Raw genomic sequence first — 25469 nt, forward strand, 5'->3', positions numbered from 1 at the left:
CATATCGCTCCTTTACATGAGTGGAATGAGTTGATAAAAAGAGATGATGCCAGAGCAAGTGCCAAGGCACATGCCTACAAATACATCTGACGGATAATGAAGCCCTAAATAAATACGGGAAATACCGACGCATAATGCTAACGGTAATAGAAAAGCAAGCAAGTTTGGATTATAGCAAATAAATGGAATGAGGACAGAGAAAACAGCCGTTGTATGTCCGGATGGAAAAGAATGATCTTTTAAAGGCTGTACTGGATATTTCGCATCTTGAATTGTTAAATAAGGACGTTTTCGTGGATACCATCTTTTTAATATTTGCACAGGAATATGGCTAATTGTCAAAGAAATAGCAGTTGCAATTGCAGCTTGATGCAAATTCCCTGTTGCGAAAATTAAAAAGAATAGGGTAAGTGCAATGGAAAAACTTGCACCACCGATATGGGTAATATTGCTGAAAAAGATGTTTAATGTTTTTTGATCAAAGTAGCGATTAATTCCTTTGAAGATGTAACATTCTATTTTATATAGTCCACTGACCTTCATGAGATTTTTCCTCCCTCATTTACATATATATGGAGTTATTAACTTCTATTTTAATAAGATTTTATTGAGGGGATAATAAGGTTTTGTAAAGAAAAAGTTAGATTTTTTCATAAAAAAAGCTGCCAGTCTTATGGCAGCGATAAAATCACTTTTGTAACGATTTATAATATTGTCCTTTTTCAACGTATTGTGTGCGGATACGTTCCATATCTTTACGGTCTTCTTCTGTTAATTCGCGAATGACCTTCGCAGGGCGACCGAAAGCTAACGTATTAGGAGGGATTTTCTTTCCTTGTGAAACGAGACTACCAGCACCGATGAAAGCTCCTTCACCAATTTCAGCGCCATCTAATATGATAGATCCCATTCCGATTAAAGCATCTTTTTCAATTTTGCAGCTATGTAAAATAACTTGATGCCCAACGGTAACGTCATCTTCTAAAATAAGAGGATACTGGGGGCTTTGGTGAAGTGTACATTGATCTTGTACATTTACTCTATTTCCAATTATCGTTGGTGATACATCACCGCGGATGACTGTATTAAACCAAATGCTAGATTCTTCGCCAATTGTCACATCGCCTGTAATGGTAACATAGTCAGCGATAAAAGCACTACTCGCAATTTTCGGATTTTTTTCTTTGTAAGGATATATCATGTAAAGCCTTCCTTTCCTAGAGACTAGTTTTAGTGTATCAAATTATGAAAAAGAGTGAAATGGGGGAGTTTCGTATGTGGAACTATGAAGCGGAGGAAGCGAAAGCCGTCATTATTATCGTGCATGGTGCCATGGAATATCACGGGCGTTATGAAGCAGTTGCAGAAATGTGGAATCATATCGGTTATCACGTCGTTATGGGCGATCTTCCAGCACACGGAACCACTTCAAGAAATAGAGGACATATCGACTCATTTGATGAATACATAAAGGAAATAAAGTTATGGGTGAAAGAAGCAAGGAAATATAGATTGCCTATTTTTTTATTTGGTCATAGTATGGGAGGACTTGTCGTTATTCGTATGATGCAAGAAACGAAAAGAGAGGACATAGATGGGATTGTACTAAGCTCACCTTGTTTAGGAGTATTAGCTGCACCTTCCGCTTCGCTTCGTGCTGCTTCAAAAATATTAAATGTCGTTGCTCCAAAATTGCAATTTGCAACAAATCTCACTGTAGAAATGTCAACTCGTAATCATGAAGTGAGGGATGCGATGGAGAATGATTCATTGTTCTTGCGTAAAGTATCAGTACGTTGGTATAGTGAATTGATTAAGTCTATCGAGATTGCTCATGAGAAAATAGATGATTTTCCAGATGTTCCGCTCTTGCTAATGCAGGCGTGTGAGGATAAACTTGTAGATAAAACACGTGTCCGTACATGGTTTGATAATGTTAAAATTAGTGATAAGGCATATAAGGAGTGGCCTAATTGTTATCATGAGTTATTAAATGAGTATGAGCGTGATGAAATTTTGAATTATATTCAGTCATTTACTGAAATACGTGTCAATAATATAGTAGAAACAAACAAATAAATTATTATTTGTACATTTAATAGAGGAGATGAAGGAAGAAGTGAACGTACCGAGTAATCCCATAACGCTCATGGCGAAAGTATACCGTGATGTGTTTCCGGTAGTACACCATGAGCTAGCGGTGTGGAAAGAGCGTGCCTACCATATTCCGAATGATGAGCTTCATAGTCAGGCAATCGCAAGTATTGAGAATAAAACGTTTCATTGCGAAGGCGGTGGTATTTTAGCACTGCTAGCAAATGAGCACCGAGAGGAATGCATTCGTTTTATCGTAGCGTATCAAACAATCAGCGATTATTTAGATAATTTATGTGACCGCAGTACATCACTTGACCCAAATGATTTTGCCGCACTGCATGAATCTATGTTAATGGCATTATCACCTGAAGTAGAAGGTGGCGGTAATTATTATCGCTATCGTGATGATCAAGACGATGGTGGTTATTTAGATGAACTTGTTGAAACATGCCAAGATGTTTTAAAGAAAACGAAGCACTATGACAAAATTGCTCCTGTTCTTCATGAACTTGCTTGTTATTATTGTGATTTGCAAATTCATAAACACGTGAAGTTAGAAGAAAGAGAACCACGCTTAAAAACATGGTTTGAAGCACATAAAGAAAACTTACCAGAGATGAGTTGGTTTGAATTTTCAGCATGTGCCGGTTCTACACTTGGAATCTTCTGTCTTGTCGCATATGCATTTCATGATGAATTACATGAAGAAGATATTGTGAAAATTAGACAAGGATACTTTCCTTACGTACAAGGACTTCACATTTTACTTGATTATTTCATCGATCAAGAAGAAGACCGTATCGGAGGAGATTTGAATTTCTGTAGTTATTATGAAAACGAGCAAGCTATATTAGATCGTATGAAACATTTTGTAGAAGAAGCAGAGAAGAGCATTGGTGATTTGCCTCATGCGAAGTTTCATCGTCTCATAAGCCGAGGATTACTTGGTATTTATTTATCAGATCAAAAAGTATCAGCACAAAAGAATATGAACAAAATGGCACGGCGCATTGTAAAATACGGAGGGCTCACTTCACGATTCTTCTACTGGAACGGGAAGATGTACCGAAAGAAAATGGCGCAGTGATGAAGAGACCATCTCAAAAGGTATTTTGGGATGGTCTTTTCCTATTGTCGTATTTTGTAGTTAAGTCGATATAATTTCATGTGTTGTTGCAATTTTGCTCAATAATGAAAAAGGGACAGTCCAAAATTAGATTTTTTGGACTGCCCTTTTTACTATGATCGTATTTTTGAAAATACATATATGAGAAGTTCAATCGCGAAAATAACTAAAACAGATAGTCCGAATAAAGGCATGACAGCGCCTAGTATAACCATCATGATAAAGAAAACGAATGTGCTTTTCTTATCTCTTTGCTTAGGAGGTGCTGCTAATTTTCCTTTCGGTTTTCTCGCTAACCACATTTTTACTCCGTAATAAATAAGAAGTAATAAAGATAACGTCGTTAGTAAGCATAATATTTTATTTGGCCATCCGAATAAATGTCCTTCGTGAAGCGGGATACCGTAAGTGAACCATTGTGCAAATAATCCATAATCACGATAGTCCGTTTTCGAAATGAGTTCTCCGCTATATTGATCAAAGTAAGCTGTTATTTCTTCATTTGGTGCCACATCCATACCCGTAATACCGGAACCGCTTGATTTCGAAACAGTGAATACACCTTTCGGATCAGTCGGTAGTGAGATAACGTATGGCTTCTTTATTTCAATTCCTTTTTGTAATTCATCAACTGAAATTGCTTTTGGTTCATTTGAGTTTGATTCCGGAGGAGCTTCTTTTCTTATTGCCCAGGGTAATTCTTTTACCTTTGATTCAGGTGGTGCCATATACAATTTCGGATATCCGATTGATTCATTCGACGCTGCGATTTTATAAATTTGGTTACCCATAAATCCTGACCAAGGTAAACCTGATGCAACTAAAAGAACGAGAGGAATTGTAAATATAATACCGATAATAGAATGACGTCGTTTTGCTTTTTCTCGCTTATTGGATGCTGGTGTGTTTTTGAATTGGCGTATACTCATATACAACCCGGTTACAATTAAAAAGATTGTCCAGCACGCTGCAAGTTCTACAATATAATTGACGACAGTGCCACCGACTAAAAGGGAACTATGTAATTCCCGCATTATATTGGCAAATGTTTCAGCTGCATTTTGATCCCCAACAATTTGATTATTGCTATCTAAATACACAAATTTTTGCTTTCCTGTATATTCATTAGCAATCGTAAGCCTAGTATTATAATCCCCATTAAACTCACTAATTTTCGTCACGCTATAATGCGGATATTTTTTCTCTGTTAAGAAAAGCGAATCAGCCATCGAAATAGATTCTGTTTGGGCGCTCTTCCCAAAATATAAATCTTTATAGATGAAATCTTCAACTTCCTCACGAAATAAATACCCAATTCCGCTCAGTGACAAAGTAATAAGAAGCGGCGTAATAAAAAGCCCGGCATAAAAATGCCAACGCCAAAAAATATAATGAAGCGAACGATTTTGTTTCATACGACAGTTCCCCTAACCTTCCCTATATGAATAAACTACTTATTTAATATAGCGAGATTAAGTGTGATTACTTTGAAGGAATTGTGAAAAAAGTTAAAAGTTTTGGGGATTTTTATCAAACACAAAGCACATCTCAAAAGGGATGTGTTCTATGTTTATGAAGACCTTTTTATATTTGATGCATAGATCCTAACAACCGCTTTCGCAAGACATTGAGCGGAATCAACAAAGTCCTCACTCACCACCACATTCAAATCGGTACATGCGATAATAGCGGTATCTACTTCGTCTTTTAACTGTAAAATGAGCACACTCCATAATTTGCGAGCTTCCTCAATTTCTCCGCCTTTAATACAAGTAATAATTTGATTAATCATTGTCTGCCATTTTTCATGATGAATGTATTCTATATTACGTTTTGTAATCCCGTCTTGGTAAATACCTGATTGAACAGTCGCTTCTGTTGCAAGAAGAGCGACTCTTTTTGTATTTTCAGGAATTGCTTTTAACGTCTCATCGACTATATTCAAAATAGGAATGGTAATAGAACGCTGTAATTCCTCGAAATAAAGATGCGCTGTATTACATGGCATTGCGATGAAATCTACACCAGTACTTTCAAGTCTTTGCGCTCCTTCAATAATCGCTTTTTTCATCGCCGCATGATCAATAGGGCGATCCATATAAAACGGTGTTGGGCACGAATAAATCATCATATGAGGAAAGTCCATATCATGCTTTGCTCCATATATTGTTTGGCACCCTGCTACAACTGTATCGACGAATGGTCCGGTTGATTTTGGACCCATTCCTGCTAGTATTCCAATCATTGTTTAGTCCCCTTTAATAGTGTATACATCCATTATATAGGAGAATAAGAAAAAGACGTGCAGTGAGTGCACGTCTTTTTCTGTTATGTTGTGTCGAATAATAGATATATCGGTAAAATCGTCGATATATTATCCCGCATTAACGGGCAGTAAAACTCCCACCTCAAAATTTGGCTGGAGCAAAGAAGTTAGGTGGGAGTCGTGCTGCCCGTAAACGCCCGATTGGTGAAGGCTAATAATCAGTGGGGGGTGAACAAAACCCCCACTGATTAAAGTTTCACTTTATCGCTTCTCAATCGCCACAATAAATGGTGGGTTATTTTGCTGGTTAATGAAGCCGTATCGCAAAACGTGAGCTTCTTTTTGATCTAGTTCTTCTGCAAATGTGAGAACAGCGTCGCGTTCTACTTGTCCTTCTGGATGTCCGTGGTAAATGACAAGAACGATGATACCTTCAGGTGCCATTACGCTTAATAATTGTTCGATGGCTGAGATTGTTGAGTTCGGTTTTGTGACAATATGCTTGTCACCGCCAGGAAGGTAACCTAAGTTGAAGATTGCTCCTGTTACTTTTCCTTTTGCGTCGTCTGGTAATATGGATAGAAGTGTATCGTGACTACCATGAACTAAAACAGTACGTTCGAAAAGTTCTTTTTCTTTCAGGCGGATAGTAGAGCTTTCGATTGCTTCTTTTTGAATATCAAATCCAAATACTTTTCCGTTATCCCCAACGATTTCAGCTAGGAAGCAAGTGTCATGTCCATTGCCAAGCGTTGCATCTACTGCGTAATCGTCTTCTTTAACAGCCGTTTGCAGCAGCGAGCGAGCAAACGGTAATACACGTTCTAATTTCATTTTTGTTTCTCCTCATTTGCATATTTTCCTTGCCAGCTTCCGCGGCGTACAAATTCTGCATCGATGGAATTTAATACTTCCCATTTATTTAAGCTCCACATTGGACCGATCATTAAATCAGGTGGACCGTCACCTGTGATGCGGTGCACAATTACGTCTTCTGGAATAATTTCAAGTTGATCAACAACAAGACTTACGTAATCTTCAAGAGAAAGGAATTCTAATTGTCCTTTTTCGTATTGCTTCACCATTGGCGTTCCTTTTAATAAATGAAGTAAATGAATTTTAATTCCTTGTACGTCAAGTTTTGCTACTTCACGAGTTGTTTCCATCATCATGTCGTAATCTTCAAGGGGAAGACCGTTAATAATATGAGAGCAAACTCTAATGCCATGTTTGCGTAATTTATTTACGCCTTCCACATAAGATGGATAATCGTGAGCGCGATTAATAAGATTTGCAGTGCGTTCATGAACAGTTTGTAGTCCGAGTTCAACCCAAAGATACGTACGTTTATTTAAGTCCGCTAAATATTCAACGACATCGTCGGGTAAACAATCTGGACGAGTTGCGATAGAAAGACCGACAACGTCTTTTTCTGCTAGAAGCGGTTCGAATTTTTCTTTTAACACTTCAAGTGGTGCATGTGTATTTGTGTAAGCCTGGAAATAAGCGATACATTTTCCGTCTTTCCACTTTGAGCGCATTTTTTCTTTCATTTCATGATACTGCGTTATAACATCATCGCGGCGATCACCAGCGAAGTCACCAGATCCAGCAGCACTACAAAACGTGCAACCACCGTAAGCAACCGTACCGTCACGGTTCGGGCAATCGAAGCCAGCATCTAATGAAACTTTAAAGATTTTTTCACCAAATTCATTTCGTAAGTGGTAATTCCATGTATGATAACGTTTATTGTCGTTTGTATATGGAAAAGGGTTTTGAACCTTCATTACTTTCCCTCCTAAGACGAGTCAAAATAAAGTGAAACTTTAATCAGTGGGGGTTTTGTTCCCCCCACTGATTATTAGTTGAACGAATCGGGCGTTTACGGGCAGTTGAGCTCCCACCTACCTTTTTTTGTTTCATCCAAATTTTGAGGTAGAGGTCTTACTGCCCGTTAATGCGGGATGAAACAAAATCCATTATAACATACTCATAAGGTTCATATGGAAGGGACACACTAAAGGGGAATTGAAGCAAGGAGGGACAATTATGGCAGAGCGTCAATCACTTGAAGAGTATATTACACAGGCAGAACAAGCGGTGGAATATGCGAAAGAACAATTAGACCAAGGCATGAGACAAGAGCATTACAATACGATGGAGTATTCGGATGCTCAGTTACAATTAGAACAAGCATATAACGACTTACAAACTATGCAGCAACATGCGAATGATGAGCAGCGTGAGCAGTTAAATAGAGCACGTATGGCAATTCGCCAATTGCAACATCAAATGATTATTACACCGCACTAATAAGGAGTGAATGTAATGGCGAAACGTTCAGATCAAAATAATCCAGAGCAAAAAACGCAAAATGGACATAACGCTGAGTTTTCAAATGAACTTGATCCAGTTGTTCAAGTGAAACAGCGTAATAGTAAAAAGGGACAACCTCAAAGATCAAAGCAATCAGAGTAAACCAGGTCGCAATATGACCTGGTTTTATTTTGCTATATGACAATAATGTAAGATTTCTGTAAGGTTTGTCGATAGCTGTAAGCTTACTTTTCCAGTAGAGTAGGGGAGGATTTAATTTTGGACAAGGAGTTGCATTATGGGGAACAATATTACAAACAAACGAATTGATGAGTTAGATTACATTCGTGGCTTCGCATTACTGGGGATTATTTTAGTAAATATTTTGGCGTTACTTAATATTAAAGTTCCAGACCCTAATACAGTGGATGCAAGTTATCAAAGGTTTCTATACTTATTTGTAGAAGGTCGTTTCTTCTCAATCTTTTCATTCTTATTTGGAGTAGGATTCTATATCTTCATTACAAGAGCAATTGCGAAAGGGAAGAATGGATATGTTCTATTTCTACGTCGCTTAGTTGCACTATTTATTTTTGGTTTGATTCATCAAATGTTTCAGCCTGGGGAAGCACTAGCGTTATACGCAATTTGTGGATTAGTCACTTTACCATTTTATAAAGTGAAGAAGCAGATAAATTTAATAATCGGTCTTATTCTTACGATAGTTTTTAGTATTATGGCGGCTAAGGAATTATTGCCTGTAGGTTTAATTTTATTAGGTCTTGCTGCAGGACAATACAAAGTATTTGAAAATCTTTCAGCGAAAATAAAGCAAGTCGCTATTTTTACAGGCGTTATGTTTGTTTTAAGTGTGATAGCTTTATGGTATCAATATGGGCATGTTCCTGCTGAACCATTTGTAAATATGATACTTATGACTGAGGATGGAACAATGGATGCTGCAGGTCAGTTTTTAAAAATTGGTGTTACAGTTGGACCAATTATTTCAGCTTTCTATGTAGGAGCATTAATTTTATTACTTCAGTTAAAACCAGTTCAAGCATTGTTAGCGCCACTGAAATACTATGGTCGTATGGCTTTAACAAATTATATTGGACAAACTGCAATGATTTTAATTGCAGGCAGTGTATTTAATTTTGCAGGAAACTTAACGTACATGCAGACGCTATATGTGTGTATCGCAATTTATGCAATTCAAATTATTTTCAGTGTGATTTGGATGAAAATCTTTAAAATGGGTCCATTAGAATGGATTTGGCGTGTTATTACGTATTGGACGGTAACACCTTTAAAGAAATAAAAAAAGGCTGTTCCTTTTGTGGAACAGCCTTTTTTTTATTTTCATCTTTTGTCGGTAAATCGATATTCCTTGTCGAATCGCCGATAAAATTTCAATTATCAACGAAGTTAATCAAAAAGAAAAAGCTTACCTTACAAGCGCACCTTTTTTATATTACAAAAGTGTAAGGTAAATGTAATGTTAACAAATAGCAGTTCCTCTCCAAAAGGCGCAAAATAGGTAATGGAAAAACAAGCGTAGGAGGATATATATGACGAAACCAGTTGTAGACGTGAAAAACGTTCAAAAAGTGTACGGTAAAAAAGGTGAGAACCAATCACATGCGTTAAAAGGTGTTTCATTCTCAATTCAAGAGGGTGAGTTTGTTGGTATTATGGGACCATCTGGTTCTGGTAAAACGACATTATTAAATGTAATTTCAACGCTTGATAAAGCCACGGGTGGCGTTGTTGAAATTGCGGGTACGGACATTACGAAAATGAAGCAAGGTGAGCTTTCTGATTTCCGTTCGCAAAAGTTAGGATTCATTTTCCAAGACTTCAACTTATTAGAGAACTTATCTATTTATGAGAACATTGCACTTCCACTTTCACTTCAAGGTGTTTCATCACGTAATATTGGACCGAAAGTAGAGAAGGTAGCGGATATGTTAGGGATTACAGAAATTCTTCAAAAGTATCCAACTGAAGTATCTGGTGGACAAAAGCAGCGTTCAGCGGCAGCACGTGCTCTAGTGCATGAACCAGCAATTATTTTAGGGGACGAGCCAACAGGAGCTCTTGATTCTAAAAATGCAGCGAGTTTACTTGATGCGATGACAAACTTAAATGAAGAACAAGGTGTATCTATTATGATGGTTACGCATGATCCATATAGTGCAAGTTACTGTCAGCGTATTTTATTCATTCAAGATGGTGAGCTATATAAAGAAATTCACCGCGGTGGTACGCGTGAAGAATTTTATAAAGAAATTTTAGATGTGCTTGCGGACTTAGGCACACAAAAAGCGTAAGAAGGGAGGTCTAGGGCATGTTATTTAAACTTTCCATGTCAGGGCTAAAGAGTAAGCTGAAAGATTATATTGTCTTACTTGTTGGTCTTGTCATGTCGATTTCAATTTTTTATATGTTCCAAACGTTAGCGCTGAATAAAGCATTTATCGAATCCAATTCTGTTATTAAGTCTATTGGTTTCGTATTCCAAGCAGGGTCATTTTTATTAGCAATTATAACGTTCTTCTACATTTTATATGCAAACTCTTTCTTATTATCTCTTCGTCAAAAAGAGTTTGGTATGTACATGATGTTAGGTGCAAAAAAGCATAAAGTTACATTACTTATGTTTATTGAAACGATTGTATTAGGTGCTGCGTCTCTTGCGATTGGACTTACAGTTGGTGTAGGACTTGCAGAAGGTATCGGACAGCTATTAATGAAACAATTAGAATTTGCTGGTGAAGGGTATAAAGCATTTTACCTTCCATCTATGACTGTTACTTGCATCTTCTTCTTTGCACTATTTGTATTATCAGCAATTATGAACAGTATTAAGTTATCACGTATTTCAGTACTGCAACTTGTACATGCAGATGCACAAACAGAACGTGTTGCGGTAAAAGGGAAAATGACAGGCGTAGTTGCATTCCTTGCAGTTATTTTATTAGGAATTGGCTATGCATCAATGATTTATATGGAAAAGCTAAGAGAAATGGGAATCCTTATTGCATTAATTACAACAACAGCTGGTACTTACATGCTATTTGGATCACTTCTCCCAGTTATCATTAGAAAGTTAAAGAGTAATAAAAAACGTAGTGAAAAAGGACTTAATGCTTTTACGTTTGCACAATTAAATTTCCGTATTAATAGCTTAACGAAAGTACTTGCGACGGTAGCGATGTTAGTTGCTCTTGGAGCGGGTGCAATTTCAGGTGGTATGGCGTTTAAAAATAACGTTATAAAAATGGTTGATGGTTTAGTAATCTATGATTCAGTGGTTCATAATCCAACAGCTGATGAAAAGAAAATTTTGGATGGTATTACATTTAAAGAGAAAAGTGAATATCGTTACAAAGTTGATGATAAATACGTTTACTATGTAAAAGAAGACTTAGAGAAAAATCGTCCTTTCGTAAAAGATATGGCAAATATGAAGTCAATGAAGGATTTAGTGAATACGAAAAAAGTTTCAGAGGAACTACCAGTAGGTGCAGTTTCTAGAGAAATGAATGAAAAAGATGCGAACACTAAAGAACTTCCAGAAGAATGGGATGAGGCTTTCAGAACAATCCAACCATTTTACGTATATGAGAATCATGCAATTAAAATTGTAGATCAAAAAATGTATGATACTGTAAGTGGTAAAGAAGGAATTGTATTTACAGGAAAAACAGATGATTTTGTAGCATACACAAAAGAATGGAAAAAACTTGACGAGTTGCAACTAGATAAATATAAAAATGTAAAAGCTGAAAGATTAGATAGTAAATATCAAGCTTACGACATGTTCTACGGCGTTGCGAGCGGAACAGTGTTTATGGGATTCTTCCTTGGAATTGCATTCTTAGCAATGATGGCAAGTTGTTTAATGTTTAAAATTCTTTCTGGTGCATCAAAAGATATTACGCGTTATCAAATGCTTCGTAAAATCGGTGTGCGCCGTGAATTATTAACGAAATCAATTTATAAAGAGTTATTCTTAGTATTCTTATTCCCGGCAATTGTGGGTATTGCTCACGTATTAGTTGGTATGAATATTTTCGGATTTATTTTAGTCGATCCGTACTTCCGCATTTGGGTTCCAATCGTAATTTTCGTAGTAATTTATGCGATTTATTACTTCATTACAGTTCAATTGTATAAAGGAATTGTTCTTCCGAAAGAAGATTAATAGGTAAAAAGCCGAGTGAAAGTGCTCGGCTTTTTGTATTTTCAGAAAAAATACTTTAATGTTACTGAAATATATAATATAATGTAAATAAGTAACATAATATGAAAGTATCAGCAACCGAAAAATGAAAGGAGGAATCCGATCTGTAGAAAGAAGCTGAACTTGTACTCCCCCTATTTTTTCTACCCACACCGTATTTGTACAATCATAAATTTCCAAATGAAAAATTGTCGTAAGAGTATATTGTGAAAATAATGGATAATACATGGAAATCTCATAGCGTGATAAGGTAAAATGGACAACATGATGAGAAAATTACCGTTCATAAGATGAGGAGAATACATGTATGGAAGTTGTAGAAGCATTAAAAGATATAAACCAAATTGAGGCTATGAAAAAGTATTTAAAAGAGCACTCGCAGCGAGATTATCTTTTATTTGTTATTGGAATTAACACTGGATTAAAAATCACTGAGCTACTTAGTATGAAATTTGAAGAGGTATTAAATGGAGATAAGACTGTTAAAGAGTTTTATTCTCTTCCTGTGAAAGATGAAAAATTTAAACAAGATATTTATTTAAATACAAAAGTAAAAGAAGCCCTTTTAGAGTATGTAAAATCTATTGATGCTCAAAGAGAAAACTACGTATTTCAATCTAATAAAACGACAAATTCAATCTCACGCCAACAAGCATATCGTGTTATCCATAGCGCAGCTGAAGCGGTTGGGATTGTTGGAAAGATTGGAACGAATTCAATGCGAAAAACATTTGGATTTCATGCGTACAAAAGAGGAATAGCGATTGCGCTATTGCAAAAGCATTTTCATCACGCAACTCCATCAGAAACGCTCAAGTATTTAGGAATCTCAAAAGATGAGAAGTTTAAAACAGAGATTGATGTAGATTTGTAAAAGCCGTAACTAAAAACTTTAGGAGGCGGAAAATATGAATATTAGAGAGAGTGAACTACCGGGCATTGGTTGTAAGTTTGAAGTAATCACAAAAGGTAATGAAAAAATGGTTATCGTTATTCATGATGATGGCCGAAGAGAAATGTATCATTTTGATGCGGATCACGATGAGAGTATTTCAAGCATTTCTCTTCGTGATTCTGAAGCGAGACAAATTGCGGCTATATTAGGCGGAATGGTATATAGGCCGCAAGCGCTAGACACAATTGAGATGGCTTTTGAAGGATTATCAATTGAATGGTTTAAGGTGGAGAATAATGCACCAGTAGTACAACAAACAATTGGTAGCTTACATGTCAGAAAAACATATAACGTAACGATTATTGCTATTTTGAAAAAGAATATGAAGAAATTCTTTAATCCAGGTCCAGACTCTATTATTGAAGCTGGCGATATGCTCGTATTGTCAGGCGCGAGACATGAAGTGAAAAGAATTATTAATGAATTGCTTTCAGCAGGAGGTGATTCCTAATCGATGGATACTTTAATCTTTGAAGTTGGAACTGCGTTAGTATTAGTAGCTTTTGCAGCTATCCTCGCTGCGAAGTTAAAGTTCTCGATTATTCCGTTTCTCATTATACTCGGTATGTTAGTGGGGCCTCATGCCCCAGATTTAGGACTTATCGATTTAAGGTTTATTGAAAGCGGAGAAGTTATTTCCTTCCTCGGCCGTGTTGGCGTCATATTCCTCTTATTCTATTTAGGTTTAGAATTCTCAATAAAAAAATTAATTAAATCAGGAAAGTCGATTGCTTTTGGGGGTAGTGTTCATATATCGCTTAATTTCATATTAGGTTTACTTTATGGATATGTTATGGGCTTCCCCTTATTAGAAACGTTAATTATTGCTGGAATTATTACAATCTCATCGAGTGCAATTGTTGCAAAAGTAATTGTTGATTTAAGAAGATCTGGTAATAAAGAGACTGAATTAATATTAGGAATCATTATGTTTGATGATATCTTTTTAGCTGTATATTTATCAGTCGTTTCAGGGTTAGTACTCGGTGGCGCAACATCATTTGTAGGTGCTCTTACATCGGTGTTAATCGCGGTAGGGTATATGTTACTATTCTTTGTAATCGCTAGAAAAGCTACGCCGTTTCTAAATAAAGTATTAGATATTTCGTCAAACGAAATTTTTATTATCGTAATATTCGCTATTTTATTCTTTGTAGCAGGATTTTCAGAAACAATTCATGTTGCGGAAGCGATTGGGGCTTTATTGTTAGGGCTCGTCTTTTCAGAAACAGAGCATAGTGATCGAATCGAGCATCTCGTCGTCCCGTTTCGTGATTTCTTTGGAGCTATATTTTTCTTCAGCTTCGGTTTAAGTATAGATCCGTTTTCGCTTGGAGGAGCAGTATGGTTGGCATTAGGAGCAGTTTTCATTACTCTCATCGGTAATTTTACAGCTGGAATGATTGCAGGGCGTAAAGCCGGGTTATCGCATAAGGCTTCTACGAATATCGGTTTAACACTTATATCACGTGGGGAATTCTCCATTATTGTCGCGAATCTTGGAATAGCGGGTGGCTTAATGGCAACGATTAAACCATTCTCAGCTTTATATGTTTTAATATTGGCGTCGTTAGGGCCATTATTAACGAAGGAGTCTGGGAGAATATACTCTCTACTAGACAAAATATTTAAATGGAGTGCTAAAGAAAGTGCAAAACGTAAAAAGGAAGTTGGATAGTATAAATAAGGGAAGACTGCATGAAGTTTATGCAGTCTTCCCTTATTTATATATTGTTACTGATGTCGTTTTTTGTCGGTAAGTCGATATAATTAGAAAATCGCTGATATATTTTTAAGTGGCAATCAATATAATTTCATTTACCGACATCCCATTATCTGAATTTCATCAACTATTAATCAGTTGCCTTCCTATTTAAAAACGACTACAATTTTACTGTTATATATATGAACGAAAAAAAGAGAATAGGAGGGGAGACTATGCCAAGGAAAGTATGGCTATTAGTAGCTGGGATGATTATTAATGTCACGGGTGCTTCTTTTTTATGGCCTTTTAATACAATTTACTTACATGATAGTTTAGGGAAATCTTTATCAGTAGCCGGAATGGTATTAATGATTAACTCGCTTACTGGTGTAATTGGAAACTTGCTCGGCGGTGTTTTATTTGATAAATGGGGCGGTTATAAATCAATTTTAGTAGGGATTGTCATTACACTTGTATCGATTTTAGGTCTTGTATTTTTCCATGGTTGGCCATTATATGTTGTGTGGCTAGCATTAATCGGATTCGGTTCTGGAATGGTGTTTCCATCGATGTATGCGATGGTCGGTACGATTTGGCCAGAAGGCGGGAGACGAGCGTTCAATGCAATGTATGTTGGACAAAACGTTGGGATTGCGATTGGAACAGCGTGCGGTGGATTAGTTGCGTCTTATCGTTTTGATTATATTTTCTTAGCGAACTTTATTTTATATTTTATTTTCTTCTTAATTGCGTTTATTGGATTTCGTGGTATGGAAGCAAAAAAAGAGCAAGAGGTACAAAAAGAAGCCGAAACGAAAAAAGGTTGGTCACTTACACCTGGCTTCAAAGCGCTTCTAATCGTATGTGTAGCATATGCTTTATGCTGGGTTACATACGTACAGTGGCAAGGGGCAATTGCGACTCATATGCGGGAATTAGATATTAGCCTCCGCCATTATAGTTTATTATGGACGATAAACGGAGCGATGATTGTTTGTGCGCAGCCACTTGTTAGTATGTTAATTCGCTGGATGAAGCGTTCTTTAAAACAACAAATTATGATTGGAATCGTCATTTTTGCGGCGTCATTTATTGTGTTAAGTCAAGCGCAGCAATTTACGATGTTTCTCGTTGCGATGGTGACATTAACAATTGGTGAATTATTCGTATGGCCGGCAGTTCCGACCATCGCAAATATACTTGCACCGAAAGATAAGCTAGGATTTTATCAAGGTGTTGTAAATAGCGCAGCGACTGTAGGGAAAATGTTCGGACCGGTCGTTGGCGGAGCGATTGTTGACTTATACAATATGGAAGTATTGTTTATTGCGATCATGGTAATGCTTGTAGTAGCGCTTATAGCAACGAGTATTTATGATAGACGAGTAAAAGTAGAAGAAACAGTTGAAGAAAAAATTGCAGTTTAGTTTGACGGAACATGCAACATGTTTTAGAATATATTTAAATAAATAGTAATAAAATATCCTTTGGAACAAGGGAGTTAGCTCGGCTGTCCTAAGACGAATTCGTTAGTTAGCAAGAGTAACGATTAACCGAGAAGCCCCCCGCTTCAAGTAAGCTCTTAAGAGATACTAAGTGGTGGGTAGTTCACATTAACTCATATTTGTAATAACAGTGAGAAGGAGTAGTAGTAATAGAAGCTGGTTTAGAGAGTTGACGGTCGGTGCAAGTCAATCCACGTTTCGTTATGAACTCGCCTTTGAGTTGCAGTTGTGAAATCATTAGTAGCAATTGCCGTTAATCCACGTTACGGATCTAAGCGAATGTATTTATTACATTAATTTAGGGTGGTACCGCGGGAATCTATAACCTCTCGTCCCTTTCTAGGGATGAGAGGTTTTTTGTATTTTGGGCGGTGAAAATAAATAGAATTTCAAGGAGGGTATCTCATGAGCTTTAATCATCAAGAAATTGAGAAGAAGTGGCAAGGGCATTGGGAAGAGAATAAAACATTCCGTACGCCAGATGAAACAGAAAAACCAAAATTTTATGCACTAGATATGTTCCCATATCCATCAGGTGCAGGCTTACACGTAGGTCATCCAGAAGGTTATACAGCGACAGATATTTTATCTCGTATGAAGCGTATGCAAGGATATAACGTTCTTCATCCAATGGGATGGGATGCATTCGGTCTTCCAGCAGAGCAATATGCACTTGATACTGGGAACAGCCCGGCTGAATTTACAGAGCTTAATATTAATACGTTCCGTAATCAAATTAAAGCATTAGGCTTCTCTTACGATTGGGATCGTGAAGTAAATACAACAGATCCAACCTACTACAAGTGGACACAATGGATCTTCCTAAAACTATTTGAAAAAGGTTTAGCTTACGTTGATGAAGTGCCTGTAAACTGGTGCCCAGCACTTGGTACAGTACTTGCAAACGAAGAAATCATTGACGGTAAGAGTGAGCGCGGTGGACATCCAGTTGAGCGTCGTCCGATGAGACAGTGGATGTTAAAAATTACAGCTTACGGAGATCGTCTATTAGAAGATCTAGATGAGCTTAATTGGCCAGAAAGCTTAAAAGACATGCAACGTAACTGGATCGGTCGTTCTGAAGGTGCAGAAGTACACTTCAACATCGACGGTACAGATGAGAAGTTCACAGTTTTCACAACGCGTCCTGATACACTATTTGGTGCAACATACTGTGTACTTGCTCCGGAACATGCGCTTGTTGCAGAAATTACAACACCAGAACAAAAAGAAGCTGTAGAAGCTTACATTAACTCTGTTAAAATGAAGAGTGATTTAGAGCGTACAGAACTTGCGAAAGAAAAAACTGGTGTATTCACTGGTGCTTACGCGGTTAACCCAGTAAACGGTGAGAAATTACCAATCTGGATCGCTGATTATGTTCTTGCAACTTACGGAACAGGTGCTGTAATGGCAGTTCCAGCTCACGATGAGCGTGACTATGAATTCGCATCAACGTTCAATCTTCCAATGAAGGAAGTTGTAAAAGGCGGAGACATTTCGAAAGAAGCATATACAGGTGATGGTGCGCACGTAAACTCAGCATTCCTTGATGGTTTAAATAAAGAAGAAGCAATTGTAAAAATGATTGAGTGGCTTGAAGTAACAAGCGCAGGAAATCAAAAAGTAACGTACCGTCTACGTGACTGGTTATTTAGTCGCCAACGTTACTGGGGTGAGCCAATTCCAGTAATCCACTGGGAAGATGGTACAATGACAGCTGTGAAAGAAGAAGAATTACCATTAGTTCTTCCGAAAACAGAGAATATTCGTCCTTCAGGTACAGGTGAATCACCACTTGCAAACATTGAAGAGTGGGTAAATGTTGTCGATCCTGAAACTGGTAAAAAAGGTCGTCGTGAAACAAATACAATGCCGCAATGGGCTGGTAGCTGCTGGTACTACCTACGCTACATCGATCCAAACAACAGCGAAGCACTTGTAGACCCTGAAAAAGTAAAACAATGGCTTCCGGTTGATATTTATATCGGTGGAGCAGAGCACGCTGTACTTCACTTACTATATGCTCGTTTCTGGCATAAAGTATTATATGATATCGGTGTAGTTCCAACGAAAGAACCGTTCCAACAATTATTCAACCAAGGTATGATCTTAGGTGAAAACAACGAGAAAATGAGTAAATCAAAAGGTAACGTTGTAAACCCGGATGATATCGTAGCAAGCCATGGTGCAGATACACTTCGCCTATACGAAATGTTCATGGGACCATTAGATGCTTCAATCGCTTGGTCTGAAAATGGTCTTGACGGAGCTCGTCGCTTCCTAGACCGCGTATGGCGCCTATTCATTCAAGAGAACGGTGAATTAAGTGAGAAAATTACTGATGCACCAAACAAAGATCTTGAAAAAGCTTACCACCAAACAGTGAAGAAAGTAACAGAAGACTATGCAGAGCTTCGCTTCAACACAGCGATTTCTCAAATGATGGTATTCATCAACGATGCATACAAAGCTGAAACACTTCCGAAAGAATATGTAGAAGGTTTCGTAAAAATGATTGCACCAGTTGCACCTCACATCGGGGAAGAACTATGGAGCAAACTTGGATACAGTGAAACAATCACATATGCAAGCTGGCCAACATTTGATGAGTCTAAACTTGTAGAAGATGAAGTTGAAATCGTTGTTCAAATTATGGGCAAAGTTCGCACAAAACTAACAATGAGTAAAGACGCATCAAAAGAAGAAATGGAACAACTTGCACTTGAGGCAATCAAAGAACAAATTGAAGGAAAAACAGTTCGTAAAGTAATTGTTGTTCCTGGAAAACTTGTTAACGTTGTTGCAAACTAATTAATTATTAATAAAAGCTCAGAGCGTTTATGCTCTGAGCTTTTTTGCGTGAAAAATAAGCTCAGGATCACCTTCATCTAAGTTTTCGATCATTCCACTACGCATAAATCCATTTGCTTTAAAAACTTTTTGCATATTTGTATTCGATTTGTTCGTTGAAGAAAATATTTTTTGAGTAGGAGAATGTCTTAACATATATGAGATTAATGAGCTTGCATGACCTTGTCTTCTTTTCGTTGGCGAAACAATGATTAATGAGAGGAAAGTATAACCAAAGAAATTTGTATCGTATGTTAGAAAACCAGAAATGGAATTGTCCTCTTTTGCAATGATGCAGGTTCCTTCATCAATAGCGTGTTTAATATAATCTCGTCTACTATCGTCTCCGATTACATCAACATCTATATGTAAGATTGAATCTAAATCGTCGATGGAAGCTTTTGCTACGTTCTCCAACGAAAACGCCTCCTTTGAAAAAAATCAGTTAATTCAGTTTATCATGAATGAAGAACGAAGAAAAAGGCGCGGAATTCCCATATAGACAAACACCTATTCTTCTATAGAAAATATGATAAAAAAGGTAGGTTAAATTGAACAGAAGAGGTGAAAGGAATGAAAGGGATGGACAATAATGCACCACATGGCTTCTTCGGAGGTGGATCGGATAGTTATGGACAAATGATGTTCATGGGAGGAGATGGTCAACACGGATATGGCGGAATCCCAAGTTGGATGGGAGGAGCAGCTGGAGGATTTCCGACGTCAGTGGCGGGTGTACAAACAGGATTTCCAACGTCAGTAGCTGGAGCGCAAACAGGATTTCCGGCACTAGTAGGAGGTGCACAAGGAGGAGTTCCTGTAGGTATGCCAACTACATTCCCATCTTTCGTTGGCGGTGTACAAACAGGATTTCCTGTACCTGGCGTTGGTGTTGTAGCTGGTGGGATCGGCGGATTCCCTCAAGGTGTTCACGGTCATCATGTGCATCATGAGCATCACGGCCATCACGGTCAGCATCAACACCACGGCCATCATCAGCATCATGGCCATCATCAACAACAAGTACATCATCATGGTCATCATCAAATTCATCCGCAGGCTGTCCTTTATCAAACACACCAAGGTCAACATCAACACCATGGTCACCAAGGCCAGCATCAACACCATGGTCATCATGGCCACCAAGGCCAGCATCAACACCATGGTCATCATGGCCACCAAGGCCAGCATCAACACCATGGTCATCATGGTCACCAAGGCCAGCATCAACACCACGGCCACCATCAGCAACAAGTACATCACCAAGGTCATCATCAAATTCACCCGCAGGCTGTCCTTTATCAAACTCATCAAGGTCAACACCATCACCAAGGCCAACACCATCACCAAGGCCAACATCATCACCAAGGTCAACATCATCACCAAGGTCAACATCATCACCAAGGTCAACACCATCACCAAGGTCAACACCATCACCAAGGCCAACATCATCATCAAGGCCAACATCATCATCAAGGTCAACAACAGCATCAGGGTCAACAACAATACCAACAGTATCAGCAGCAACAACAGCCTTGGGGAGGTGGAATTGGAGCAGGGACGGCAGCAGGAGCAGCAGCTGGTACTGCAGGAGCAGCTGGACACGCAGGACACGTGGGTCATTAATAGGCCAAAGGAAAAAAGACATAATAAAAAACTGCTAGGAGATCCTAGCAGTTTTTTTCCGCCTCTTGACGTTGGCGTTCAATTTCCGCACGAAGTTGTGGTTCCGGTGCTTGCCATCCTTCTGGTTTCATAATTTTGCCGTCGCCCTCGCGGAATCGAGGCTTTCCATCAGGGAATAGTTTTGCCATGTTAGCATTGTTTACAATTTCGAATCCTTTATCTGGACGTACGCCCATTTCTGCAAACGTTCCGAATGCAAAGTAAATAAGGTCAATCAGTGCATCATATTGATCTTCAACAGTCGTTGCTTCTAGAAATTCTTCTAGCTCTTCTTGCATAAAGCTAGCACGAATTTTTGCACGCTCTTCTGTTAGTTTTGTTGGAGTATTTGTCACAGGATGTCCGAATTCTTCATGCATTTTTGCAACAAGTTCGTATCCTTTATCTAAACCTTTTTCGTTTGTCATGTTGTTTCATCCTTTCTTACGTTATGCCGAATTTTATCCCGCTATTCGAGGGCAGTAAGACTCCCACCTCAAAAGTCGCAAATGCGAGGAAGTGAGGTGGGAGATAACTGCCCGTAAAAGCCCGATTGGTGAAGGCTAATAATCAGTGGGTAATGGACAAAATCCCCACTGATTAAAGTTTCACTTTATTGTAACATAAGGTAGTTATTAAATAAAAAGAACATCTTATGAGAAATAAGATGTTCGCTCGTTATTCTTCTTTCTTAATTAAAACGGATAAAATAAGATCGATGCCAAATATTCCGATGAGTAGCATTGGTATAACTACAAGTAAATAACGTGCGAAAGAAACATTTTTTAAGTATGTATGAGCAAATAAAAAGACGCCGAGAAATAAAATACCATTTAAAATAGGTTTTACTAATTTTTTAGACATAAGCTCCCCCGTAAATATCTTTTCTCTCTATATTTGGTAATGAAAAACTCCTCTCTCCGTTGTATCATGCCGGAGGGAGGAGTTCAATCATTATCATTCAATTACGCCAGAATTTGTAATGTTAACTGTGTATTTTATTGTAATGGGAACATCTTTGTACATTTTTCTCCACTCTTCTAATTTAAATGGACGATAATGTTCTTTATACCTTGCACCAAGGCCGAGTGGATCCACATTTAATGATTTAAACTGTTTAATTAGTTTGTTAGCTGTTGCATCTAATTGTTTTTCAACTGATTTTTCTATTTTTTGTGTATTCTTTTTATTGTCTAAGTTGAACTGTTTAGATAGTTCTTGAATACGCGCTTCTAGTTTGACGTGTATGAAAAATGATGGCTTTCCGTTTTTTATATTTACTTGGTAAGTTGGAACGGATCGAATGTTATTAATGATTGTGTATCCGGAGTTTGCTTTAAATTCATGTGAATCTAATCGGTGTTTTTCCAATAAGCCTTTAAAGGCAAACATATCATGATAACTAATTTTACCAATATATTTATCTCCTTTTAAAAGGCCGATACCTGTAATTTTTATTTTATCTTTATCTTTTTTGAGAATTGGTAAATAGGAATCTTGGCCTTCACGATAATATCGATAAGCTCCTAAATGTAGATTGTCAGTAGGTAAAGGGCCTGTTTGCATATTATGGTCTAACATTTTCTTTATATAAATGGCAACGTTAGATGATGTTGTATATTTACCTTTTAGTAAGTCCATCCCAGTTCCTTCTAATAGACCGACATACATTGAGTTCCCGATGTTCACATCTCGAATTAATGTGTCAAAGGAAGTAGATAATCCTTTTTTAGCAATTCTTGTAGTAAATAGAGCAACACGCATTTGTCCGCTGGCAAATGGTTGAGAAGACTCTAAAGATGTGTCTGCTTTTACTTGTTTTACTGCGTTTCCTACTCCTTCAAAGACTTGAACTTTATTACCTTTTTTCTGTATAGGACAAACGAATGTGACTTTTACTTTATTATCTTTTGCTGTATCAAAAACAGTCCCTTGAATTAGGTTGACATCATCGATAATATTTTTTTGTAAGCAACCAGTTAGACTGAAGATGCTAATACAAGAAAGAAGAATTAATTTTCTTTTGATTTTTTCCATTTTCTTTTCACCCACACAATAATAAATAGAATTGGGATGTATATGTAAATAAGCCAAAAACTAACTTTTGATGCATTACTAATAAAATTATTAATATCATGTCTGTTCGTTAATAGCTCTGAAACAATGAGGGTAATGAGCAAAAAAGTAATTAAAACACCTCTTTGTTTTACACGAAATACTTCGTGTGTTCCTCTTGTCGCAGCCCATAAAGGAAGAATGAAGCTTGTAACAATAACGAGAGCGTAAGCTGAGATTGCAATGTACTCTAGCCTTTCTATGAAAGGAAGTTGGATTACTTGGGTCATGGAAAGTTGTGACCATATTGTTTTTGATAATTGTTTTTCACTAAAAAAAGAAAAGGCTAAAAGTGTACTAAATAAATATAGAAGGTTTGAGAATAGTGCTCCGTATTGAGCGGATTTATGAGATTGCTTAGGATTTTTCACAAATGGATAAATCATAAGATAAATCTCAAACCCTGTCATACTGTAGATTGACAGCTGGGCGGCTTTTAAAATATCTGAAAAAGAATGTGTGAAAATAGGTAGTAAATTAGGCCAATGTGAGTATTTCAAAACGAATAGGCTAAGAAATAAATATCCCAATGTACCACCAACAGAGATGACGCAAATACCAGTAATTACACGAAATCCAGAAGAAATAATGTAATAGCTAACTAAGCATAAAAAGAGTGTTAACATCCAAGTTGAAGCGGTAGGAAACATCCACACTTGAATAATTTCAACGTATGTTCGAATGACAGAAATGCTGACGGTTAAAAAATAGGCTATAAAGATGAGATTAATGCCGTTTCCTAGCCATTTTCCAAACGTTTGTCGCTGTAAATCAATTAAATTTCCGTTTGTTTCTTTTAACAAGAAATACATCATCCATAGGAGAATATGAATGATGATTCCTGTGATGAGAACTCCTATCCAACCGTCATATCCAGCAGCCTTAGCAATAATACGGGCAAACCCAAGGACGCCGGCACCAAATTGTGCACCGTGAATTAAAAAGAAAACGAAGACGGGTGATATTTGGTGTTCTGCTTTAATTTTACTCATCGATGCACCTCATTTCTTAATCATCAAAATCTGACGTATGTTTCGTAGAAATTCCATTAGTTGCTTTTTTTACGTGTTGCGGTCTTGCTTGAACATCTCGAGTATCAATCATTGTTAATGGAAAACGAATCCAAGAATCTTTAAAGGATTGTTGTCTCGTTGGATAAAAGAGAGCGTACGGTTTACGTAAAGAAGTAAGTCTAAACAAATGGGTAAATAAAAAGATAAATCCAAGAGATATACCGAAGAGCCCACCTATTTCTGCAAATGCGAGAAATGGGAAACGTAGTAAACGAACGGCGTTACCCATTTTATAAATGGGCGTAATAAAGGAAGCTAACGCTGATAAGGCAACGATAATTAATAAAATATTACTCGTTAAACCAGCTTGTACAGATGCTTGCCCGATTACGATACCGCCTACAATACCGAGCGTTTGTCCGACCTTCATAGGTAATCGAGCGCCAGCTTCTCTTAATAAATCAATCGCAAGTTCCAAGAAAAGTGCTTCTATTAAAGGGGGAAATGGTACTTGAGCCCTTGATAAAATCAATGTTTCAAGTAAGTCACTCGGAACTAATTCATAATGATAATTCAAAACTGCAACGTATAATGGAGTTGCACAAATTGAGAATAGAACAGCAATCAATCTTAAAATCCTTGAGAATGTAGCGTACAGCCAAGAAACGTTATAGTCTTCTGGCGAAATGAAAAAATCGAAATATGATACAGGTGTTAATAGGACACTCGGAGAACCATCAACAAAAATAGCTATTTTCCCATCAATAAGTGCTTTTGTGACTCTATCAGTGCGTTCTGTATTTATATAGAGAGGGAAAATTGATTTTTCACCCATTAATTCTTGTATATAAGCACTATCATTAATTTGATCATATTCAAGAGCGCGTAATGATTCCTCTAGAAAATCTACATTATCTTTTTCAGCTAGGTTGTCTAAATACATCATGACAACCTTTGTTTTTGAAAACTCTCCGATAATCATCTCTTTTGTGTGTAAATCTAAAACAGGAAGACGTTTTCGTACTAAATTAATATTCGTATCAATATCTTCTACGAATCCTTCTTGTGGCCCGATAACGGTTGATTCATTTAATGGAGGAGTTGGTGCACGATAATTATCAATTGCAATGTTTGCAAGCATACATTTTTGATCTTGTTGATTCAATTGAATAATCGCATGTCCCTTTAAAACCATGTCCTCAATTTTTTGTAAGTCGTTCGTAATCGTTATACCACTCATTGGAATATGTTCTTTTAATTCTTCTAATGGAGCGCAAGGACGTTCCATTAGAGTAGGCATTAAATACTTTTGCAATTTCTCACCGTCAAGTGAAGGGCGATAGTAAGAAATCCAATAAGGCATCGTTTCATCGTCAGATGTATGGTAATTAACAAAATCACTAGACTGTTTCAGCTTCTTTATTAAATCTTGTAGAGAATGAATATGGTCACTTTCTGGTTTGCTAAAGTCATAAATGCTGTTACTACCTGAGCTTTGTTTTTTGTTTTGAGAATTATCATCTTGCTTAGAATTTTGCTGTTTGTTTTGAGAATTATCATCTTGCTTAGAATTTTGCTGTTTGCTTTGAGAATTATCATCT

At 37.3% G+C, this 25469-nt stretch carries 25 protein-coding genes and 1 other annotated feature; of the genes, 13 read left to right on the plus strand and 12 right to left on the minus strand.

What is annotated here, in order from left to right; all coding sequences use genetic code 11:
• Nucleotides 1–12: 12 nt before the first annotated feature.
• The gene (locus ABH959_RS22780) at nucleotides 13–543 is read right to left on the minus strand and encodes a phosphatase PAP2 family protein (RefSeq protein WP_002167520.1); all 531 of its coding nucleotides are present in this window, start codon (nucleotides 541–543) and stop codon (nucleotides 13–15) included.
• 145 nt (nucleotides 544–688) lie between these two features.
• Nucleotides 689–1201 carry a gamma carbonic anhydrase gene (locus tag ABH959_RS22785; protein WP_002015678.1) on the minus strand — a complete coding sequence of 171 codons (513 nt, stop codon included), beginning with the start codon at nucleotides 1199–1201 and terminating at the stop codon, nucleotides 689–691.
• A gap of 74 nt (nucleotides 1202–1275) precedes the next feature.
• Between ABH959_RS22785 and ABH959_RS22790 the strand changes: the two genes are divergently transcribed.
• Nucleotides 1276–2079, plus strand: coding sequence for an alpha/beta hydrolase (locus tag ABH959_RS22790; protein WP_002089108.1), 804 nt, complete (start codon nucleotides 1276–1278; stop codon nucleotides 2077–2079).
• Between the two features lie 40 nt (nucleotides 2080–2119).
• Nucleotides 2120–3184 carry a tetraprenyl-beta-curcumene synthase family protein gene (locus ABH959_RS22795; protein WP_404493195.1) on the plus strand — a complete coding sequence of 355 codons (1065 nt, stop codon included), beginning with the start codon at nucleotides 2120–2122 and terminating at the stop codon, nucleotides 3182–3184.
• Between the two features lie 152 nt (nucleotides 3185–3336).
• On the opposite strand, the gene ABH959_RS22800 is transcribed toward ABH959_RS22795, so the two are convergent.
• The 4 genes from ABH959_RS22800 to mnmL form a co-directional block, all read right to left on the minus strand.
• Entirely contained in the window at nucleotides 3337–4638 is a 1302-nt protein-coding gene (locus ABH959_RS22800; protein WP_404493196.1) for a PepSY-associated TM helix domain-containing protein, read from the minus strand.
• A gap of 155 nt (nucleotides 4639–4793) precedes the next feature.
• Complete coding sequence (locus ABH959_RS22805; protein ID WP_404493197.1) at nucleotides 4794–5468, minus strand: aspartate/glutamate racemase family protein; 675 nt, start codon at nucleotides 5466–5468, stop codon at nucleotides 4794–4796.
• A gap of 282 nt (nucleotides 5469–5750) precedes the next feature.
• The gene (gene mnmM / locus ABH959_RS22810) at nucleotides 5751–6323 is read right to left on the minus strand and encodes a tRNA 5-(aminomethyl)-2-thiouridylate-methyltransferase MnmM (protein ID WP_404493199.1); all 573 of its coding nucleotides are present in this window, start codon (nucleotides 6321–6323) and stop codon (nucleotides 5751–5753) included.
• Nucleotides 6320–7279: a tRNA modification radical SAM protein MnmL/YtqA gene (mnmL, locus tag ABH959_RS22815; protein WP_002034421.1), complete on the minus strand. Its 960-nt coding sequence runs from the start codon at nucleotides 7277–7279 to the stop codon at nucleotides 6320–6322. Before mnmL ends, mnmM begins: the two co-directional genes overlap by 4 nt.
• 262 nt (nucleotides 7280–7541) lie before the next feature.
• On the opposite strand from mnmL, the gene ABH959_RS22820 reads away from it, so the two are divergent.
• From ABH959_RS22820 to leuS, 10 genes are all read left to right on the plus strand, one after another.
• The gene (locus ABH959_RS22820) at nucleotides 7542–7805 is read left to right on the plus strand and encodes a YtzC family protein (RefSeq protein WP_002089099.1); all 264 of its coding nucleotides are present in this window, start codon (nucleotides 7542–7544) and stop codon (nucleotides 7803–7805) included.
• A 15-nt stretch (nucleotides 7806–7820) separates the two neighbouring features.
• A complete protein-coding gene (locus ABH959_RS22825) occupies nucleotides 7821–7970 on the plus strand; it encodes a hypothetical protein (RefSeq protein ID WP_001129345.1) in 150 nt (49 codons plus the stop codon).
• 136 nt (nucleotides 7971–8106) lie between these two features.
• Complete coding sequence (locus ABH959_RS22830; protein ID WP_404493200.1) at nucleotides 8107–9129, plus strand: DUF418 domain-containing protein; 1023 nt, start codon at nucleotides 8107–8109, stop codon at nucleotides 9127–9129.
• A 250-nt stretch (nucleotides 9130–9379) separates the two neighbouring features.
• On the plus strand, nucleotides 9380–10141 hold the full coding sequence (locus ABH959_RS22835) for an ABC transporter ATP-binding protein (protein ID WP_002129519.1): 762 nt from the start codon (nucleotides 9380–9382) through the stop codon (nucleotides 10139–10141).
• A 17-nt stretch (nucleotides 10142–10158) separates the two neighbouring features.
• Complete coding sequence (locus tag ABH959_RS22840) at nucleotides 10159–12018, plus strand: FtsX-like permease family protein (protein WP_113935780.1); 1860 nt, start codon at nucleotides 10159–10161, stop codon at nucleotides 12016–12018.
• Nucleotides 12019–12364: 346 nt separating this feature from the next.
• A complete protein-coding gene (locus ABH959_RS22845) occupies nucleotides 12365–12931 on the plus strand; it encodes a tyrosine-type recombinase/integrase (RefSeq protein ID WP_113935779.1) in 567 nt (188 codons plus the stop codon).
• Between the two features lie 34 nt (nucleotides 12932–12965).
• Nucleotides 12966–13463 (plus strand): cation:proton antiporter regulatory subunit, encoded by a 498-nt coding sequence (locus ABH959_RS22850; RefSeq protein ID WP_113935778.1) that lies wholly within the window; start codon nucleotides 12966–12968, stop codon nucleotides 13461–13463.
• Nucleotides 13464–13466: 3 nt separating this feature from the next.
• Complete coding sequence (locus ABH959_RS22855; RefSeq protein WP_002167528.1) at nucleotides 13467–14690, plus strand: cation:proton antiporter; 1224 nt, start codon at nucleotides 13467–13469, stop codon at nucleotides 14688–14690.
• Between the two features lie 260 nt (nucleotides 14691–14950).
• Complete coding sequence (locus ABH959_RS22860; protein ID WP_404493201.1) at nucleotides 14951–16144, plus strand: MDR family MFS transporter; 1194 nt, start codon at nucleotides 14951–14953, stop codon at nucleotides 16142–16144.
• Between the two features lie 199 nt (nucleotides 16145–16343).
• Nucleotides 16344–16562: a binding site (T-box leader), on the plus strand.
• 65 nt (nucleotides 16563–16627) lie between these two features.
• A complete protein-coding gene (leuS, locus tag ABH959_RS22865; RefSeq protein ID WP_219301207.1) occupies nucleotides 16628–19036 on the plus strand; it encodes a leucine--tRNA ligase in 2409 nt (802 codons plus the stop codon).
• 27 nt (nucleotides 19037–19063) lie between these two features.
• Here leuS and ABH959_RS22870 read toward each other — a convergent pair whose 3' ends face one another.
• Nucleotides 19064–19492: a GNAT family N-acetyltransferase gene (locus tag ABH959_RS22870; RefSeq protein ID WP_002015699.1), complete on the minus strand. Its 429-nt coding sequence runs from the start codon at nucleotides 19490–19492 to the stop codon at nucleotides 19064–19066.
• A 156-nt stretch (nucleotides 19493–19648) separates the two neighbouring features.
• On the opposite strand from ABH959_RS22870, the gene ABH959_RS22875 reads away from it, so the two are divergent.
• Nucleotides 19649–20701, plus strand: coding sequence for a VrrB protein (locus ABH959_RS22875; RefSeq protein ID WP_404493202.1), 1053 nt, complete (start codon nucleotides 19649–19651; stop codon nucleotides 20699–20701).
• A 44-nt stretch (nucleotides 20702–20745) separates the two neighbouring features.
• Here ABH959_RS22875 and ABH959_RS22880 read toward each other — a convergent pair whose 3' ends face one another.
• The 5 genes from ABH959_RS22880 to ABH959_RS22900 form a co-directional block, all read right to left on the minus strand.
• Complete coding sequence (locus ABH959_RS22880; protein ID WP_000180548.1) at nucleotides 20746–21168, minus strand: pyrophosphohydrolase domain-containing protein; 423 nt, start codon at nucleotides 21166–21168, stop codon at nucleotides 20746–20748.
• Between the two features lie 250 nt (nucleotides 21169–21418).
• On the minus strand, nucleotides 21419–21604 hold the full coding sequence (locus tag ABH959_RS22885) for a hypothetical protein (protein WP_113935775.1): 186 nt from the start codon (nucleotides 21602–21604) through the stop codon (nucleotides 21419–21421).
• Between the two features lie 93 nt (nucleotides 21605–21697).
• A complete protein-coding gene (locus ABH959_RS22890) occupies nucleotides 21698–22777 on the minus strand; it encodes a Ger(x)C family spore germination protein (protein ID WP_404493204.1) in 1080 nt (359 codons plus the stop codon).
• Nucleotides 22753–23847, minus strand: a complete 1095-nt coding sequence (locus ABH959_RS22895) for a spore germination protein (RefSeq protein WP_113935773.1) — start codon at nucleotides 23845–23847, stop codon at nucleotides 22753–22755. The genes ABH959_RS22890 and ABH959_RS22895 overlap by 25 nt, the downstream gene beginning before the upstream one ends.
• Before the next feature lie 16 nt (nucleotides 23848–23863).
• A partial coding sequence (locus ABH959_RS22900; protein ID WP_404493205.1) for a spore germination protein occupies nucleotides 23864–25469 on the minus strand: 1606 nt, incomplete at its 5' end.

The organism is Bacillus sp. RC51, assembly GCF_044908115.1.
GTDB classification, from domain to species: domain Bacteria; phylum Bacillota; class Bacilli; order Bacillales; family Bacillaceae_G; genus Bacillus_A; species Bacillus_A mycoides.

Bases quoted from the DNA above. Each gene is read 5' to 3' on its own strand.
- ABH959_RS22780 (WP_002167520.1), bottom strand. From the start codon at position 543: ATGAAGGTCAGTGGACTATATAAAATAGAATGTTACATCTTCAAAGGA.
- ABH959_RS22785 (WP_002015678.1), bottom strand. From the start codon at position 1,201: ATGATATATCCTTACAAAGAAAAAAATCCGAAAATTGCGAGTAGTGCT.
- ABH959_RS22790 (WP_002089108.1), top strand. From the start codon at position 1,276: ATGTGGAACTATGAAGCGGAGGAAGCGAAAGCCGTCATTATTATCGTG.
- ABH959_RS22800 (WP_404493196.1), bottom strand. From the start codon at position 4,638: ATGAAACAAAATCGTTCGCTTCATTATATTTTTTGGCGTTGGCATTTT.
- ABH959_RS22805 (WP_404493197.1), bottom strand. From the start codon at position 5,468: ATGATTGGAATACTAGCAGGAATGGGTCCAAAATCAACCGGACCATTC.
- mnmM (WP_404493199.1), bottom strand. From the start codon at position 6,323: ATGAAATTAGAACGTGTATTACCGTTTGCTCGCTCGCTGCTGCAAACG.
- mnmL (WP_002034421.1), bottom strand. From the start codon at position 7,279: ATGAAGGTTCAAAACCCTTTTCCATATACAAACGACAATAAACGTTAT.
- ABH959_RS22820 (WP_002089099.1), top strand. From the start codon at position 7,542: ATGGCAGAGCGTCAATCACTTGAAGAGTATATTACACAGGCAGAACAA.
- ABH959_RS22825 (WP_001129345.1), top strand. From the start codon at position 7,821: ATGGCGAAACGTTCAGATCAAAATAATCCAGAGCAAAAAACGCAAAAT.
- ABH959_RS22830 (WP_404493200.1), top strand. From the start codon at position 8,107: ATGGGGAACAATATTACAAACAAACGAATTGATGAGTTAGATTACATT.
- ABH959_RS22835 (WP_002129519.1), top strand. From the start codon at position 9,380: ATGACGAAACCAGTTGTAGACGTGAAAAACGTTCAAAAAGTGTACGGT.
- ABH959_RS22840 (WP_113935780.1), top strand. From the start codon at position 10,159: ATGTTATTTAAACTTTCCATGTCAGGGCTAAAGAGTAAGCTGAAAGAT.
- ABH959_RS22845 (WP_113935779.1), top strand. From the start codon at position 12,365: ATGGAAGTTGTAGAAGCATTAAAAGATATAAACCAAATTGAGGCTATG.
- ABH959_RS22850 (WP_113935778.1), top strand. From the start codon at position 12,966: ATGAATATTAGAGAGAGTGAACTACCGGGCATTGGTTGTAAGTTTGAA.
- ABH959_RS22855 (WP_002167528.1), top strand. From the start codon at position 13,467: ATGGATACTTTAATCTTTGAAGTTGGAACTGCGTTAGTATTAGTAGCT.
- ABH959_RS22860 (WP_404493201.1), top strand. From the start codon at position 14,951: ATGCCAAGGAAAGTATGGCTATTAGTAGCTGGGATGATTATTAATGTC.
- leuS (WP_219301207.1), top strand. From the start codon at position 16,628: ATGAGCTTTAATCATCAAGAAATTGAGAAGAAGTGGCAAGGGCATTGG.
- ABH959_RS22875 (WP_404493202.1), top strand. From the start codon at position 19,649: ATGAAAGGGATGGACAATAATGCACCACATGGCTTCTTCGGAGGTGGA.
- ABH959_RS22880 (WP_000180548.1), bottom strand. From the start codon at position 21,168: ATGACAAACGAAAAAGGTTTAGATAAAGGATACGAACTTGTTGCAAAA.
- ABH959_RS22885 (WP_113935775.1), bottom strand. From the start codon at position 21,604: ATGTCTAAAAAATTAGTAAAACCTATTTTAAATGGTATTTTATTTCTC.
- ABH959_RS22890 (WP_404493204.1), bottom strand. From the start codon at position 22,777: ATGGAAAAAATCAAAAGAAAATTAATTCTTCTTTCTTGTATTAGCATC.
- ABH959_RS22895 (WP_113935773.1), bottom strand. From the start codon at position 23,847: ATGAGTAAAATTAAAGCAGAACACCAAATATCACCCGTCTTCGTTTTC.